The following is a 15861-nucleotide window of genomic DNA, read 5'->3' as shown; positions in this document are numbered from 1 at the left end:
TCGAGAAAGGATCTGTCATGGTTTATAATAATCTTCTTGTCGAAATTGATCAACAGGTCGCTTGGGTGACGATTAATAGACCTAAAGCACTTAATGCTCTTAATCCTGATACGATTAATGAGCTGTCTGCTGCTGTCAGTTCCTTAGAGCAACATCCATCCGTTAAAGTCATTGTTTTAACAGGCTCAGAGGAAAAAGCCTTTGTTGCGGGGGCTGACCTTGCTTTGATGAAAACGTTTAGTCCAATGCAAGCGCGAAATTTTGCCATCCAAACGGGATCGTTGTTTCGTCAAATTGAAAATTCACCACGGGTTGTTATTGCCGCAATTAACGGTTATGCCCTTGGTGGCGGCTGTGAACTGGCTATGTCTTGTGATCTGCGCGTGGCTGCTGAGCAAGCGAAAATGGGACAGCCTGAAATTAATTTAGGTATTATTCCTGGCTGGGGTGGCACCCAGCGATTGCCTCGCCTCGTCGGGGTAAGCCGAGCCAAAGAGATGATGTTTACCGGTGAGATGGTGAGTGCGCAACGGGCGTTACAGATTGGGTTGGTCGATCATGTGTTTGCTCCGGATGAGCTGCTTTCTCGCACCCAGAAGCTAGCGCAAACGATTGCCTCAAAACCACAAACGGCGATTCGGTTGATAAAAGAGGCCGTGCAAAACGGTATGGATATGGATAAAGAGAAAGCGATTCGCTATGAAGCTGATCTCTTTGGTTTGTGTTTTACCACAGAAGATCAAGGTGAAGGGATGACCGCTTTTTTTGAAAAACGTCAAGCGGTATGGAAAGACTGCTAGAGAAAATAACTGATCATAATGTGGGTGGTAAACTGGGAGATGTCTTCTTTGAAACCATGCTCAGAATAGAGTGTGTTCGAACTTTCAATGCTATTTTTTAACGCCCATTCTAGAGCAATATCAAGTTGCCATTGTTCCCACGTTAGCCCTGTGCCAATCGTGATATGGTCTTTGACAATTGCTGGAAAATAGGGGAGGAGATTGTCGTCAGGGATGGGATTGTTACCGTGGTTATAGCCCAAGCGAATCTTGCAGTAATCTGTGACGCAATATTCGCTACCGATGGCAATAATCCACTGATCATCCCAATTCATAGGATAGTTGACAACGATCCGTTGAGTCGCATTGCTATTGTTCGGATCACTCAGTGTAAATTTAATGTTTTTCATTGATGTCGACCAGTTGATCCAATCAACATCAAAGGCAATTTTAAATTTTTTATTGATTTGGTAACTGAAACCAAGACCTGCCTGTTGTGGCCAATCAAGACCGTCAAGCTCAGTGTGATATCTAACCGTGTCCAATCCAATGGATGAATAGTTGAGTTTGGTCTTACCGTGATCAAATTTCAGTTTTGTGCGGCTAAGGTATACGCCACCAATGGTTAATTCGCCAAATTGATATTGAAAGCCAAAGCGCAATGCCGAGGCAAAGGCTCGTGCATCCGTCATCTCCATGCCAAAAAAAGCGACCTCGCCTGTTTCGGTAATCTTGCCGTCGTTGTTATTGTCAACAAAGAGACTCGTGTGAGGGAATAGACTCATTTCAGCGTTCACATAGCCTAAATTTAGGCTCGCACCGAGCTTTAACCGCTGGTCTTGACTGTGCCAAGCAACCGTCGGAGTAATCTTTGCGTAGCTAATGCAGCTAGAAAGTTCATCCCTCTCTTGATCCGTCGTGTCTGCATTAGTGAAAGGGGTGCGTAATGATCCATAGTGAACACCCATACCACCCTGACCAAAAAAACCTAACCCTAAGATAAACGGGCTATTGTCAAGAGGTTGCGCCCAAGCTAGTAGAGGAAGATGAAATGTTTGTTTACTGGCCTGAGTGTCGTTGCCGTGCTGATCTTGATGATGGTTGCGCGGTTGCATGATCGTATCACCAACGCTGACTTGCGGACCGCAACAGCTGGCAAGGCCTGCTGGATTAATATTCATCGCCGTTACATTATCAACAAGGGCTAAATCCGCTCCGCCCATAGCGCTGGAAATAGCACCATAACCGATCATGTTCATTCCATTCGTTGCCATGAGTGATTGCGGAAGCATTATGGCGACAATGACAATCGTGTAGAATAGATAAACGGTACCTTTAAGCATTGGCAACTTTCGTATAACTATCTTTAATGATTAAATTTAGTAGGATCTTTATGTTTTTCAACATTAACATTAACATTAACATTAACATTTATTTTAATTTATAGCAAATAAGGGCTGACCTTTTATTTAGTAAATATTTAAACTATGAGGTGTGATTAAGTTTTGTCTTGAACCTATTTTGGGGCATCATGTAACGTGTGAATCGTTATCAAGATGTTGATTGAGATGAAAGGGGAGTGTGTGATTGATCTAGCTAGGTCGTTGGAGTTGAGTCAACAGATCATTGATAAAGTACGCGGGAAACGTCATGTATTGATTGCTACGCACGATAATCCCGATCCTGATTCATTGGCCGCTGCCTATGCGTTAAGTCATCTGCTGTTGATGAAAACAGGTGTGCAAGCGCTGATTGCAAGTGGTGGTGTGATAGGGCGGCGTGAAAATCGTACGATGGTTGAAAAACTAGAGATAGAGATAACACCTCTGAGTTCGGTGGATTGTTATCAATACGATATCGTTTGTATGGTTGACAGTCAGCCTCGGACAGGAAATGGAAGTTTACCCGATGATTGTCGAATCGATATTATTATCGATCATCATCCCCTGCGTGTTGGTACTGATAGCTCATCAATCAGTGATGTTCGCGAGGAGTATGGTGCTTGTGCGACAATTTTATATGAGTATCTTCTCGCCCAAGATGTATATTTAGGTACGCGCCTCGCAACAGCGCTTTTTTACGCAATTCGTTCAGAAACGCAAGATTTGGGTCGTGAATGGTCACCACCTGATCGACGTGCCTATCAAGATTTATTATCATTGAGTAACAATCGAATCTTATTCGAAATTGCCCACGCTAAGGTGCCAAGTCATTACTTTTTAAATTTTAATCAAGCTCTCGAGTCTGCACGAATTTTTCATGATATTATGGTGTTTAACCTTTTTGAGGTGGAACATCCCGATATGGTGGCTGAATTAGCTGATTTTCTGCTGCGGATGGATGGAGTTTCAGTTGTTCTTGGCATGGGGTGCTGTAACGAAGAGGAAGTTCTGTCGTTTCGAACCGATCGCGAGGATCTTTTTGCAGGAAAAATCATCCGCGAGGTTGTCGAAGGCTTAGGGACTGCAGGAGGGCATGGGATGACTGCTGGTGGTCAGATTAAGCCGATGCAGGGTAATCATGCCGTGCAGCGAGAACTGGAGAATACGCTGACAAAGCGTCTGATCAAAGTTCTAGGGTACGAACCGACTCGCGGTCGTCGTTTACTCGCTGTTTAAATATGGAAATTGATATGATTGACAGTAGTTGTTACTGAGTATAGTATTTAGCGATTGATCTTAATACCTGAATCAGAGTGATACTCGATTATAATAACTCTTTTGATGTCCGCGTGGTTCACTGGTACAGGTATCAGTCGTTTTTTTTTGAATGTTGTTTTCAAATTACTAAGGTTTCGTCCATGATCGTTCGCATCTTTTTTAGTTTATTCCTTTTGTGTTGGGCTGTTTCAGCTCAAGCGGCAATCGAGTTGTCGCGTCAAGGTGCGTCCCCTCAACGGATTAATGAAGTTTATCACCATGAAGCAATCCCGTACTTTGCTATCGATGATGTGCTTCCAGCCCTTGGAATGAGTGGTTATTGGGACGCGGTCGAGCATCGCTATCGCATGAGAACTCCTCGTGGACGTGCAACATTTTTCCCTGGTGGTCAATATCTAAACATTGGTGAAACGTATGTTCCTATTAAGCATCCTCCCCGTTTTATTGATGGTCGGTTGCGAGTTTCCGAATCCTTTGTGTTAGATCAGTTGGCTGATCTGCTGCCGACCCCTATTTACTATCGTAACTTAAATCCAACATCACAGATTGATCCCTCAACAGAGGGTGTGTTTGATCGGTTGTTTGCCTTTTTGCTACAGAAAAAAAAGAGTTCTAATGCGCCGGTTTTGCGTGCCGTTGCTATTGACCCAGCGCATGGTGGTGAAGATACTGGAACCATTGGTCTTAGTGGTGTCAAAGAGAAGACCGTTGTTCTTTCTGTTGCTAAGAAGCTTGAAACGCGAATTAAAATGCAACTGGGTGTACCGGTGTATTTAAGTCGTGATGATGATTACTCTCTTTCAGCTCAGCAACATTTGGCCAGTGCACGCCATGATGAGGTTGACGCTTTTTTGTTACTGCATGCTCAGTCGTCATTATCACCCGATTTAAATGGTATTCACCTGTATGTTCGCCCCGCACAGAGTGAGTTGAACCGTGATCAGCAGCTTGGTAATGGCAGTATGTTGTTGGCTTTACGCTTAAGTGAAGCGTTACGCGATGCCGGATTTAACGTGGCCGAAGTGTCGCAGGCTCCCCTTATCTCACTCGTTCAAGGCGATCTGCCAACTGTTCTTATCGAGTTGGGCTATCTATCAAATCCAGAAGATCAATCGATGTTGATGAGTTCTCAGGGCCAACAGCGCTTGGCTGAAGCGCTCTATCAAGGATTACAAGAGTTCTCCAACTCACAACAGTAGTCTGTATCTGTTATCTTATTAAGTCCGTTATTTAAAATATTAAAGGATCTCTTCAATGAATATTATTCGTCATGATGAACGTAAATTTGATCAACTTCGACCCGTTACGCTACAGCGCGGTTTTACCCGTTATGCTGAAGGCTCTGTTTTAGCGACCTTTGGTGATACCGTTGTTTTGTGTAATGCAACGGTTGAAGATGGCGTGCCCTCCTTTATGCGCGGTGAAGGGAGAGGTTGGGTAACTGCTGAATACTCAATGCTCCCCCGTTCAACGCAAAGCCGAAACTCTCGAGAATCTTCACGGGGTAAAGTCGGCGGGCGTACTCACGAAATTCAGCGTTTAATTGGTCGTGCATTACGTGCTGTGATTGATTTTGAATTGTTGGGTGAACGCACCATCCGTTTGGATTGTGATGTGTTGCAGGCCGATGGAGGCACGCGCACGGCTTCAATCACGGGAGCCTATGTTGCTCTCGTTGAAGCTGTGAATCAATTGATCGCCGAAGGCAAACTAACAAAATCGCCACTTAAAGATTCTCTTGCCGCGATCAGCGTTGGCATTGTTGATGGCAACGCTCTGCTTGACTTGAATTACATCGAGGACTCAAGGGCGGAAGTGGATATGAATTTTGTTTTAACCGGTTCTGGCGCGTTTGTCGAAGTACAGGGCACTGCTGAATCAGAACCCTTTACCAGTGAACAACTTGATGAAATGCGCGCTTTGGCCATCAAAGGATGTGCTGATTTAACGCAGCTGCAGTGTCAGGTGCTGGAGGGTTAGTATGTCGTTGATTATCGCCACACAAAATACAGGGAAACTCAAAGAGATTCGCCGTGTGCTCGCAGACGTTGGGATTGATGCTGAAGGGATGGAAAACTATCCTGAACTTGTTCCTGCTATTGAAGACGGTGAAACCTTTAAGGAAAATGCCCAAAAGAAAGCGCAGGCCATTGTGCTGCAAACGGGTAAGCCTTGCTTGGCGGATGATTCAGGTTTAACTGTCGAAGCATTACAGGGGCGCCCTGGTGTCTACTCTGCTCGCTATGCTGGTGAAGGGGCAACCGATAGTGAAAATAATCATTTGTTGTTGACAGAGATGTCTCAAATACCAGAGGGTCAACGACAAGCCGCTTTTTGTTGCGTGATGGCCTTATGCTATCCCAACGGTGACTGTCTTTTTTTTCAAGGACGGTTAGAGGGTCATATCTTGAAGGCAGAGCAAGGTGATGGTGGTTTTGGCTACGATCCGTTGTTTCAAGTCGATGGAGATCACCGCAGTCTGGCACAAATTAGTATCGATGAAAAAAATAGTATTAGTCATCGCGGTCAAGCATTAAAGCAGATGGTTTCCAGTATTAATAGTTTCAGCATCCTTAATTAATTTAAGGGTGCATGGTGAATACGCTGGTGGGTTTGGTGTTGGTGTGGTATGAATATTTGCGGTGCTTAATTATTATTGCGAGTATAGTGATGAAAATTACGATAGAGGTAAGTTATGACGTTAGATTCAGTCTTTTACAAACAGATGCTAGATAACCTTTCTGAGGCAGTCTATTGTGTTGATGTCGAGCGGCGTGTTTTGTATTGGAACAAAGCTGCCGAGCAGTTGACAGGTTATTCTTCAGAGGATGTTGTTGGTTGTCTATGCAAAGATGGCCCAATGCATCATGTCGATAGCGAGAATAACTTGCTGTGTGATAATGGTTGCCCTTTGAAGGTGTGTATCGAAGAGGAAAATCCCCAAGAAGCCTTGGTGTTTTTTGCGCATAAGGATGGCCGTCGTATCCCGATTACCGTAAAGACCAACGCTGTTTATGACTGCAATGGTGTCGTTGCGGGTGCAATTGAAACGTTTTCTGATGCGTCAGAAATGTTGCAAATAAAAGAGATGAATAGTGAGCTTCGTCAGCAAACCCATCTTGATCACCTGACTGGGATACCCAACAAACAAGCTTTTATGGATGCGATGGATCGCGAATGGTTCCGTTTTAATCGTTATAATACTCCTTTCTCAGTCCTCGCTCTTGATGTTGATTTTTTCAAACAATTCAACGAAGCCTATGGTCGTGCTACGGGGGATAAGATTTTACAGTGGTTGGTGACACGGTTGCGCGCATCATTGCGACGAGCTGATATTATCGGCCGCATTGAGGGTGATAAGTTTATGGTGTTGCTCTCTTTCTCTAACCGCAAGTCAACGATGAAAGTTGCTACCATGGTTTTAGATATGGTGCGTAATGAACCATGTCTTGACCTTCCTATCGCCATGACGGTAAGTGTCGGTGCCGTAACTGTCGAAGAAAATGAAACTCTCGAGAGTGTGATTGATCGGGTTGATAAAGCTCTAGATCGTTCTAAAGAGATGGGACGTAATCAAGTGACATTTTGGGGCTAAGCCTCCTTGACTTTTAGATAGAGTGATGATAAAAGCCAGCGTTCAAGTTAACGATTGCGTTGAGTTCTGCGAAGGTGACGCTAGCGTTACACTAAAGCTGATAATTCATTGTTGAATTGAGCTTATTAACGAGATTATTTCGGAGGACATTGCACCATGGAAAGAACATTTGCGATTATTAAGCCCGATGCATTTGCTGCGGGTAGTGCTGGTAAAATTCTTGCTCGTATTTATGCTGAGGGTTTTAACGTAGTTGGTTTGAAAAAATTGTACATGAGCCAAGTTGAAGCTGAAGGTTTTTACTATGTACATAACGAGCGCCCTTTCTTTGGTGAATTGACCGAATTTATGAGCAGTGGCCCTTGTATCGTTTTAGCTCTTGAAGCTGAAGGTGCAATTCTGAAATGGCGCGATCTAATGGGGGCAACAAACCCTGCTGACGCGGCTGAAGGCACATTGCGTAAAGAGTTTGGTTCAAACATTGGTGAAAACGCAACTCATGGTTCTGATGCTCCTGAAACAGCAGCATTTGAGCTATCTTACTTCTTCTCTGGTCTAGAGTTGCTGTAAGTTGCGAATAAGCGGCGAAGCTGCTTGAGAATTAGAAGCCCTTCGGATACAATCCGGAGGGCTTTTTTTGTCTAATCAGAATTCTATCAACATTACTTCGCCCGAGCGTACAATGTCGGCAATATTGGATCAATAGTTATGGACATGGAACAACAGAAAGTAGATCTCAAAAATTTTAGCCCTGATGAGTTACTCGAATTTATATCAGGAATGGGCAAAGAGCGTTTTCGTTGTGATCAGTTATTGCGCTGGATTTATAAACGCGGTGTTACCGATCTCGATCAAATGACCGATCTATCAAAAGTCTTACGTGCTGAACTCAGCAAGAAATCAATTATCTCTGATTGGACTCCCGAGGTTGTTGAAACCAGCACTGACGGAACTCGAAAGTATCTGTTTCGTTTAGAGGATGGGTCAAGCATTGAAACGGTCCGCATCCCAATGGAAAAGGATCATTCCACTCTCTGTATCTCCACCCAGGTCGGTTGCGCGATGCAGTGTGATTTTTGTTTAACGGGTACCTTTGGTTTCAAGCGCAACCTAACGACGGCCGAAATTGTTAATCAGGTGTGCGCTGTTGCCAAAGAGGGGCCGATTAACAATATCGTTTTAATGGGGATGGGGGAGCCGCTGCATAATATTGAAAATGTTATTCGTGCATTGAAAATATTTTATGCTCCGACGGGCCTAGATTATGGCACCCGAAAAGTGACACTTTCTACCTGTGGTCTCGTTCCTGAAATGGCTGAACTAGGTAAGAGGATCACCGTTAACCTTGCTGTATCGTTGAATGCAACCACTGATGAGGTGCGTGATAAGCTGATGCCGGTCAACAAGCGTTATCCTCTCAAGGAGTTGATGGCCGCCTGCCGAAACTATCCCTTGGCTTCTTATCGTCGTATTTTCTTTGAATATATTTTGATTCGCGACCTCAATGATTCGATTGCTGACGCAAAACGGATGATTAAACTGCTTCATGGGATCAAGGCCAAGGTGAATCTGATCCCTTTCAATGAACACGAGGGCAGCAGTTACCGTTGCCCCGATATGGCTACCATTGATGCCTTCCAGAGATATTTGTTAGACCACGATGTTGTTGCCATTCGTCGGGCAAGTAAAGGGCAAGATATCTCTGCAGCCTGTGGTCAACTAAAGGGTAAATTAGAAAAAAACATCTAGCATGCTGTCGGACGTGACGGGCCTTGTTAAGCCCGGCAGCCTGCTAAATATCCATTTGGGTTTTATGGCAGTGATCGTGGTACACAAAATCCGATTGTTTGCTATGTCATGATTGAATATTAAGGAGATACATTATGGAACAGACTGTGATCGGAGTAATTGGTGGCAGTGGCTTATACGAGATGGAAGGGTTGACCCAGATTGAGGAGGTTCGTTTACAGACTCCCTTTGGTGATCCTTCAGATGCCTATATTACTGGATTTCTCGGCGATGTGAAAATGGTCTTTTTGCCCCGTCACGGTCGTGGACATCGCTTACTCCCATCTGAGGTTCCGTATCGTGCCAATATCTATGGTATGAAGATGCTTGGAGTTCAGCAGATCATTTCCGTTTCGGCTGTTGGTAGCATGAAAGAGGAGATCGTTCCTGGCCATATTGTTATCCCTGATCAGTTCTTTGATCGCACAACTGGCAAACGTGCATCGACATTTTTTGGCGATGGTATTGTTGGCCATGTTCAATTTGCTGACCCTGTCTGTTTGCAGCTCAGTGACGTGGTCGCTCAAGCCGCCCAACAGGTTGGCGCTACGGTTCATAAAGGTGGAACGTATATTTGTATTGAAGGACCTAACTTTTCAACCCGTGCTGAATCCAATATCTTTCGTGGTTGGGGGGTCGATGTTATTGGCATGACCAATCTGCCAGAGGCACGGCTAGCGCGTGAAGCTGAAATGTGCTATGCGACAGTAGCCTTGGCCACTGATTATGATTGTTGGCACGAAGGGCATGATGATGTGTCTGTCGACGCAGTTATTGCCGTGATCCATAAGAATGTTGCCATGGCAAAAAAGATTGTCGCACAGGCTGTTCAGATGATTGCAGATGAGCGTCAGTGTGGTTGTGGCCAAGCACTTCAGTATGCTGTCATGACAGATAAAACTCAAATTCCAGCCGAAGCGCGTCAACGGTTAGAGTTGTTGATTGGTAAATACCTTTAGGAGAATAAGATGAGTATACTTGTTGTTGGTTCCGTTGCCTTTGATAGTGTCGAAACCCCCTTTGGCAAAGTTGATGAAGTTCTCGGTGGTTCAGGTACTTACTTTTCGACATCGGCCAGTTTTTTTACTGATGTCAATCTCGTTGCTGTTGTCGGTGAGGACTTTCCACAAAAGCATATCGATTTTCTCGCTTCACGTCAGATCGATTTGAGTGGTTTGAGTACCGCTTCAGGCAAAACGTTTCGTTGGAGTGGTAGCTATGGCTACGACTTGAATGAAGCCAAGACACTTGATACGCAACTCAATGTTTTTGCGAACTTTTGTCCTAAACTCCCTGAGTCATATCTCGATGCTGAGTATGTATTTTTAGCGAATATTGATCCTGAATTACAACTCGATGTTCTTAAACAAGTGGTTCGGCCTAAGATCGTTGCCTGCGATACCATGAACTTTTGGATTGATGGTAAGCGCGATGAGTTGATCAAAACTCTTAAATATGTAGATATTTTATTGATTAATGATGGTGAAGTTCGTCAGTTAGCTGATGAACCGAACATGGTTAAGGCGGCGCAAAAAGTTCTAGAGATGGGCCCTAAAACATTGGTTGTTAAGCGAGGCGAGTACGGCGCGACCATGTTTACTGAGCATGGTGTCTTTTCAGCGCCGGCCTATCCACTCGAATCAGTCTATGATCCAACAGGAGCTGGCGATACCTTTGCTGGTGGCTTTATGGGCTACCTTGCCAGTGTTCGTGACCACTCCGATGCTGCCATGCGTCAAGCCATTGTTTTTGGCAGCGTCATGGCTTCATTTAATGTTGAAGATTTTAGTTTGGATCGTATGCGTTCCCTTGATTTTGCCGAAGTTCGCGATCGCTATCGTAAGTTTCAACTGTTGACAACATTCAATGGTATTGATTAGTTGTTGTCCTTCTATTTTGATCGTTATGGTTTTTTATTCAGTTAAACTCCTTTGAGGGAATTTGCCATGCTTAAATGCAGTCTATATCTATCCATGATTGTGGTTGTTTTGTCTGTAATAAGTTGCGCGCCCAAAGCTAAACCTGTTGATTTAGGTCTTTCGCACTACAAAATGGCTCAATCTTATATCGCAGCAAAAGACTATACCGATGCGCTTGATGAGATGCTCCAAGCTGTGCAATATAAGCCGAATGATCCGGATTACCATGCGACGTTAGCGATGGTGTATTTTGAAAAAAAAGCCTTCGTGTTGTCAGAAACACATTATGAAAAATCGTTGCAATTGCGTCCCAACGATCCGACGGTGCAACATAATTTTGCCTCACTCTATTTGAGTATGCAGCGGTGGGATGATGCGGCCCAGTTGTTTCGTCACGTTGCAGATAATCTATTGTTTCGTTACAAGACTCGTGCGTTGATTGGTCTCGGTGTTGCTAATTATCATGGTGGTCACCGCATGAAAGCTGTTATGGCGTTTAAAGAGGCAATTGATGTAGATTCAACCAATTCGAATGCCTTATTTTTATTGTCAAAAACCTATTATTCAATGGGGAAATATGATCTGACTCGGCAATATTTAGAGCGAACATTGTTGTTGTTTCCAGATAATATTGATGTTCATTTTTTACTGGGTGAAGCGTTACTGCAACTTGAAGAAAATGATGCCGCTGCGATTGAGTTTAGAGAGGTTGCAAACCGAGCGGATCAAACTGAACAGGGTAAAAAAGCTCGCGAATATTTACAACTTTTAGATGAGAGGATGTAGATGTGTCACCGTATCGCTGTCTCTTGACAGTGTTGGTTGTCGTGCTATGATCTGAGTATCTAACCTATTTATTCGTTTAATTTTTTTAACTATTTTGTTGGTTGCATCAAGATGATGGAGGTCATTATGCGTGAGTTTAAAACGATTTTATTTGCCACAGATTTTTCGGACTGTTCAACCGTAGCTTTCGATTATGCGTACTCTCTGGCACAAAAATGTGAGGCTAAATTGGTGTTGGTCCATGTTATTAGTGAGCCAGTAGATCTGCGCGGATTTTATGTTCCTCACGTCTCTTTTGATCTGCTGGAAAAAGAGATCGAGGATGGCGCAAATAAGATGATGACTGATTTTTGTCAAAAACATTTTAACGATGATGACAATTACGAGATTCTTGTCGTACCAGGCTTAGCTCATACTGAAATTATCAAACAGGCAGAATTGCATACTGCCGATCTTATCGTTTTAGGTACACATGGTCGTGCTGGTCTTGATCATGTACTGTTTGGCAGTACTGCAGAGAAGGTTGTTCGTAAATCGACCATCCCTGTCATGACTGTTAGCAGTGCTGATGAAGCAAGTTAGGCTGATTTCGTCGTTTGATTCGTTAAACCTGTTTTAGATTGATTAAAAGGTGGCCATTGTGCCACCTTTTGTCGTTTAAAGGGGGCTTCTTTTCTTGTCAAACGATGAGGATAAACGGTATGGTGATCTGATTATTTAAGACACTCATGTTTTATAGTTTTTTTATCACATAGCTATGTTGTTCATTGCTTATGTTGTTGTCGAGAAGGAGTTTAGGTGGTCCATCAACTCTCAACCATATTTCGTTTAACTGAGGTAGCTCTCACTTTAGATGAAGAAGAAACTCTTCTCCCTCTAAAGGTGGCGGAATATGTTCAGTGCTGCGTCGAGGATATTCAGCAATGGCGTATTGTTCGTTCCAGTATTGATGCGCGCCGAAAAGGTCGTGTCCTGCGTATATACACAGTAGAGTTTAGTCTCGACGATGCTGGCAAGTTGACTGAACAAGCACAGCAGGATCGCCGCCTTAATGTCGTGACACCACAACTCGCAGTCCATGAAGTTTCGCTGGCTACATCGCCTAAAACAGTCGTTGTTGTCGGCATGGGACCTGCGGGATTATTTTCAGCATTGTGGTTAGCAAAGGCTGGACAGCGGGTCATTCTTGTTGACCGTGGTCAACCCGTTGAACAACGGGTTGCAGATGTTGAATCCTTTTGGCAAGGTGGCCCCTTAAACGAAAATAGTAACGTCCAATTTGGTGAGGGCGGAGCAGGGACTTTTTCAGACGGTAAACTGACGACACGCGTTAAAAATCCGCTTACCGTGCCCATATTGCAAACTTTTGTTGATCTTGGTGCACCAGAAGAGATTTTGATCCAAGCGAAGCCGCATATCGGTACTAACCGCTTGCGCCACGTGTTACGTAATTTTCGTAAACAGTTGCAACAGCTTGGTGTTGAGCTACGTTTTGATAGTTGTGTGACCGATATCCAACGCCGCGACACTATCGTTGAGTCGGTGACCATTAACGATGACGAGATGATTCGTTGTGATGTGGTGGTTTTGGCCATAGGCCACAGTGCGCGTGATACCTATGCGTTGTTAGAGAAAAAAGAGTTTACGTTACAAGCCAAACCGTTTGCCCTAGGTGTTCGTGTTGAACATCCGACGGAGTTGATTAATAAAATTCAGTACGGAATTGCCAACCATCCACGTTTGCCAACCGCAGAGTATAATTTAGCCTATAATGATAAAGCTACGGGACGCGGTACTTATTCTTTCTGTATGTGCCCAGGTGGGCATGTGGTGCAAAGTAGTAGCGAATCTGAGGGTGTTGTAGTTAATGGCATGAGTAATTATAAGCGTGATGCCGAGTATTCCAATAGTGCCTTAGTGGTCTCGGTTCGCCCCGAAGATTTTGGCGATAGTTCACCGTTAGCGGGGGTTCGCTTTCAGCAACACTGGGAGCATCAAGCCTTTATCGCAGGTGGGCGTTCGTATCAGGTTCCAGCTCAAAATATGCTGGACTTTCTCGGCACGGGTACTGGTGGGGATATTAATTCAAGTTGTCGATCAGGCGTTTGTGCGGCTCAATTGAGCGAAGCGTTGCCTGATTTTGTTGTTCAAGGTTTGCAACAGGCATTGCCGCAGTTTGACCGTAAAATGAGAGGCTTTGTGACCCGCGAAGCAACCTTGACTGGAATTGAATCACGCACCTCAGCACCTGTGAGAATTGTTCGCGATTCGAGTGGGCAAGCAGTAGATTGGCTCGGGGTTTATCCTGTCGGTGAGGGTGCAGGCTATGCTGGAGGTATCATGAGTGCCGCAATTGATGGTGTCTCAGCGGCATTGTTGATCTGTCAGGAATAACAATATCACTACCTTGTACGGTAGTTTGTATGAAATAAAATGATGAAACGTAGACCGATAATATAAAGGGAGTAACTGCTTTGGAAAAAGTTTTTGTAGCCGAATTAAAAGAACGTGATCATGTCGACTGCCCTTTTTTAGTACGCGATAAAATTATGGCAATGGCTAAAAATGGCAAACCCTATATGACCCTGAAGTTGATGGATCGTAGTGGTGAAGTTGAGGGCCGAGTCTGGGACCGTGTCGATGAGTTTGATCGCCTGTTCCAGAAGGATGACTTCATCCGTGTTCGTGCCAAAGCCAGCGTTTATATGGGTAAGATGCAACTTATCGTTCAAGATATTGTTGTCGTACCAGAGGACTCCGTTGATCTCGGAGATTTTCTCCCTGTCTCGCAAAATGACCCACAAACGATGCTTGATGAAGTTCGTACTTTAATTGCCACCATGGTTGATCCGCACTTTAAGGGGTTGATGGAGGCTTTTTTTAACGACCAGGAATTTGTCAGTTTATTTGCTAAAGCTCCCGCAGCTAAAGCGATGCACCATGTCTATTTAGGTGGACTATTGGAACACTCCTTATGCGTGGCCCGTCTTGCTGCCGATATCTGTGTGCGTTATCCAAAGGTTGATCGCGATCTTCTAATTAGTGGCGCATTATTACATGATATTGGTAAAGTCGCTGAACTGCGCTATGCACGTAGCTTCGATTACAGCGATGAGGGTAAGCTTCTCGGTCATATTGTTATTGGTGTCGAGATGGTTGATGAAAAGGTTCGATTATTGCCTGATTTCCCCCGAGTCAAAACCATTTTGATCAAGCATCTTCTTCTCTCGCACCATGGTCAGTATGATTATGGCTCGCCGAAACGACCTAAGACCCTTGAGGCCGTCGTGCTTAATTTTCTCGATGATATGGATTCTAAAATTAACGGAGTTCAGGCTCACATTGAAAAAGAGCAGCAGAGCGAAACAGGTTGGACAGGTTACCATCGCATGTATGATCGTTACTTTTTTATTGGTGACCAAAATAGTGGTGCCGATACAAATACAGTCGAGCAGCCTCAGGTGTTAGAACCTGTGGTAGCGCCGATGGAGAAATCAGTCGTTGCGACGACGGCAAAGCCTGAAAAAAAATCCCAGCCACGTAAAAATGAACGTCAGGCAAGTCGCCAAACGACAAAGCATAATAGTCCGTTGAGCACGACCCTTGAGGCACAATTATCTGGGTTGAATTTAGATCTATTTGGTTCGAAAGAGGAGCAATAAGTTATGATCGTAAAAACTCTAGCTGTCGGCCCACTGCAGGTTAATTGTTATATTGTTGGTTGCTCACGAACTAAAAAAGCTTTTGTTGTTGATCCCGGTGATGAAGGGGAGAACATTCTTGCCGTATTGGCGCAAGAGGGGCTTGATCTGCAATTGGTTGTTAATACTCATGGTCATTTTGATCATGTCGGGGCTAACTTCTATGTGATTGACAAAACAGGGGTTGATTTGTGCATGCATCGTGACGATTTACCGTTGCTTAAAGTTGCCGCTCAGTATGCCAGTGGTTATGGTTTGCCCGCTGTTGAATCTCCCGAACCCAAGCGTTTTCTTTCTACCGGTGATCTTATCGAAGTGGGCGATCTTTCCTTCGAAGTGATTCATACTCCTGGTCATTCCCCTGGTGGAATTTGTCTCTACGGCGAAGGGCATCTCTTTTCAGGTGATACGTTGTTTGCTGGATCCATTGGCCGCACAGATCTTCCTGGTGGTGATATCGATCAACTGTTGGGTCATATCCGCTCTGATTTGATGGTTCTACCTGATGCGACGGTTGTTCATCCCGGTCATGGTCCCGATTCAACCGTTGGCCGTGAAAAAAGTGTTAATCCTTTTGTTAATGGTCAGTATTAACGTTGTGCATAACGTGCTGCGCTAAGTTTGTGAGGGACG

Annotated in this window: 16 protein-coding genes; 15 read left to right on the top strand and 1 reads right to left on the bottom strand. The window is 44.4% G+C overall.

Going from position 1 to position 15861, the window contains the following annotated elements:
* Positions 1-17: 17 nt before the first annotated feature.
* Positions 18-800: an enoyl-CoA hydratase/isomerase family protein gene (locus tag ACZ5KY_RS13155; RefSeq protein ID WP_464244354.1), complete on the top strand. Its 783-nt coding sequence runs from the start codon at positions 18-20 to the stop codon at positions 798-800.
* On the opposite strand, the gene ACZ5KY_RS13150 is transcribed toward ACZ5KY_RS13155, so the two are convergent.
* Positions 797-2122 carry an OmpP1/FadL family transporter gene (locus ACZ5KY_RS13150; protein WP_464244353.1) on the bottom strand — a complete coding sequence of 442 codons (1326 nt, stop codon included), beginning with the start codon at positions 2120-2122 and terminating at the stop codon, positions 797-799. The two genes, ACZ5KY_RS13155 and ACZ5KY_RS13150, sit on opposite strands and share 4 nt — an antisense overlap.
* Before the next feature lie 240 nt (positions 2123-2362).
* Here ACZ5KY_RS13150 and ACZ5KY_RS13145 point away from each other — a divergent pair, with 240 nt between their 5' ends.
* The 14 genes from ACZ5KY_RS13145 (at position 2363) to ACZ5KY_RS13080 (ending at position 15822) form a co-directional block, all read left to right on the top strand.
* Positions 2363-3397, top strand: coding sequence for a DHH family phosphoesterase (locus ACZ5KY_RS13145; protein ID WP_464244352.1), 1035 nt, complete (start codon positions 2363-2365; stop codon positions 3395-3397).
* A gap of 182 nt (positions 3398-3579) precedes the next feature.
* A complete protein-coding gene (locus tag ACZ5KY_RS13140; RefSeq protein ID WP_464244351.1) occupies positions 3580-4638 on the top strand; it encodes an N-acetylmuramoyl-L-alanine amidase family protein in 1059 nt (352 codons plus the stop codon).
* A 64-nt stretch (positions 4639-4702) separates the two neighbouring features.
* A complete protein-coding gene (rph, locus tag ACZ5KY_RS13135; protein ID WP_464244673.1) occupies positions 4703-5419 on the top strand; it encodes a ribonuclease PH in 717 nt (238 codons plus the stop codon).
* Position 5420: 1 nt separating this feature from the next.
* On the top strand, positions 5421-6020 hold the full coding sequence (locus ACZ5KY_RS13130; RefSeq protein WP_464244350.1) for an XTP/dITP diphosphatase: 600 nt from the start codon (positions 5421-5423) through the stop codon (positions 6018-6020).
* Between the two features lie 114 nt (positions 6021-6134).
* The gene (locus ACZ5KY_RS13125) at positions 6135-7034 is read left to right on the top strand and encodes a GGDEF domain-containing protein (RefSeq protein WP_464244349.1); all 900 of its coding nucleotides are present in this window, start codon (positions 6135-6137) and stop codon (positions 7032-7034) included.
* A 156-nt stretch (positions 7035-7190) separates the two neighbouring features.
* Positions 7191-7604 carry a nucleoside-diphosphate kinase gene (gene ndk / locus ACZ5KY_RS13120; RefSeq protein ID WP_464244348.1) on the top strand — a complete coding sequence of 138 codons (414 nt, stop codon included), beginning with the start codon at positions 7191-7193 and terminating at the stop codon, positions 7602-7604.
* 144 nt (positions 7605-7748) lie between these two features.
* Positions 7749-8783 (top strand): dual-specificity RNA methyltransferase RlmN, encoded by a 1035-nt coding sequence (rlmN, locus tag ACZ5KY_RS13115; RefSeq protein ID WP_464244672.1) that lies wholly within the window; start codon positions 7749-7751, stop codon positions 8781-8783.
* Positions 8784-8917: 134 nt separating this feature from the next.
* Positions 8918-9781 carry an S-methyl-5'-thioadenosine phosphorylase gene (gene mtnP / locus ACZ5KY_RS13110; protein WP_464244347.1) on the top strand — a complete coding sequence of 288 codons (864 nt, stop codon included), beginning with the start codon at positions 8918-8920 and terminating at the stop codon, positions 9779-9781.
* 9 nt (positions 9782-9790) lie between these two features.
* Positions 9791-10702, top strand: coding sequence for a PfkB family carbohydrate kinase (locus tag ACZ5KY_RS13105; RefSeq protein WP_464244346.1), 912 nt, complete (start codon positions 9791-9793; stop codon positions 10700-10702).
* A gap of 66 nt (positions 10703-10768) precedes the next feature.
* Positions 10769-11527 (top strand): tetratricopeptide repeat protein, encoded by a 759-nt coding sequence (locus ACZ5KY_RS13100; protein WP_464244345.1) that lies wholly within the window; start codon positions 10769-10771, stop codon positions 11525-11527.
* A 126-nt stretch (positions 11528-11653) separates the two neighbouring features.
* Positions 11654-12109 (top strand): universal stress protein, encoded by a 456-nt coding sequence (locus ACZ5KY_RS13095; protein ID WP_464244344.1) that lies wholly within the window; start codon positions 11654-11656, stop codon positions 12107-12109.
* Positions 12110-12325: 216 nt separating this feature from the next.
* Entirely contained in the window at positions 12326-13921 is a 1596-nt protein-coding gene (locus ACZ5KY_RS13090; RefSeq protein ID WP_464244343.1) for an NAD(P)/FAD-dependent oxidoreductase, read from the top strand.
* A gap of 80 nt (positions 13922-14001) precedes the next feature.
* Entirely contained in the window at positions 14002-15189 is a 1188-nt protein-coding gene (locus tag ACZ5KY_RS13085; RefSeq protein ID WP_464244342.1) for a 3'-5' exoribonuclease YhaM family protein, read from the top strand.
* A gap of 3 nt (positions 15190-15192) precedes the next feature.
* A complete protein-coding gene (locus ACZ5KY_RS13080; RefSeq protein WP_464244341.1) occupies positions 15193-15822 on the top strand; it encodes an MBL fold metallo-hydrolase in 630 nt (209 codons plus the stop codon).
* The last annotated feature ends 39 nt before the right edge of the window (positions 15823-15861 follow it).

It is taken from the genome of Desulfuromonas svalbardensis, from assembly GCF_055389415.1.
This window is presented reverse-complemented; position numbering and strand designations above follow the sequence as displayed.

Excerpts from the sequence above, each read along its gene's own strand:
- ACZ5KY_RS13155 (WP_464244354.1), top strand. The coding sequence starts at position 18 with ATGGTTTATAATAATCTTCTTGTCGAAATTGATCAACAGGTCGCTTGG.
- ACZ5KY_RS13150 (WP_464244353.1), bottom strand. The coding sequence starts at position 2,122 with ATGCTTAAAGGTACCGTTTATCTATTCTACACGATTGTCATTGTCGCC.
- ACZ5KY_RS13140 (WP_464244351.1), top strand. The coding sequence starts at position 3,580 with ATGATCGTTCGCATCTTTTTTAGTTTATTCCTTTTGTGTTGGGCTGTT.
- ACZ5KY_RS13130 (WP_464244350.1), top strand. The coding sequence starts at position 5,421 with ATGTCGTTGATTATCGCCACACAAAATACAGGGAAACTCAAAGAGATT.
- ACZ5KY_RS13125 (WP_464244349.1), top strand. The coding sequence starts at position 6,135 with ATGACGTTAGATTCAGTCTTTTACAAACAGATGCTAGATAACCTTTCT.
- ndk (WP_464244348.1), top strand. The coding sequence starts at position 7,191 with ATGGAAAGAACATTTGCGATTATTAAGCCCGATGCATTTGCTGCGGGT.
- rlmN (WP_464244672.1), top strand. The coding sequence starts at position 7,749 with ATGGAACAACAGAAAGTAGATCTCAAAAATTTTAGCCCTGATGAGTTA.
- mtnP (WP_464244347.1), top strand. The coding sequence starts at position 8,918 with ATGGAACAGACTGTGATCGGAGTAATTGGTGGCAGTGGCTTATACGAG.
- ACZ5KY_RS13105 (WP_464244346.1), top strand. The coding sequence starts at position 9,791 with ATGAGTATACTTGTTGTTGGTTCCGTTGCCTTTGATAGTGTCGAAACC.
- ACZ5KY_RS13100 (WP_464244345.1), top strand. The coding sequence starts at position 10,769 with ATGCTTAAATGCAGTCTATATCTATCCATGATTGTGGTTGTTTTGTCT.
- ACZ5KY_RS13095 (WP_464244344.1), top strand. The coding sequence starts at position 11,654 with ATGCGTGAGTTTAAAACGATTTTATTTGCCACAGATTTTTCGGACTGT.
- ACZ5KY_RS13080 (WP_464244341.1), top strand. The coding sequence starts at position 15,193 with ATGATCGTAAAAACTCTAGCTGTCGGCCCACTGCAGGTTAATTGTTAT.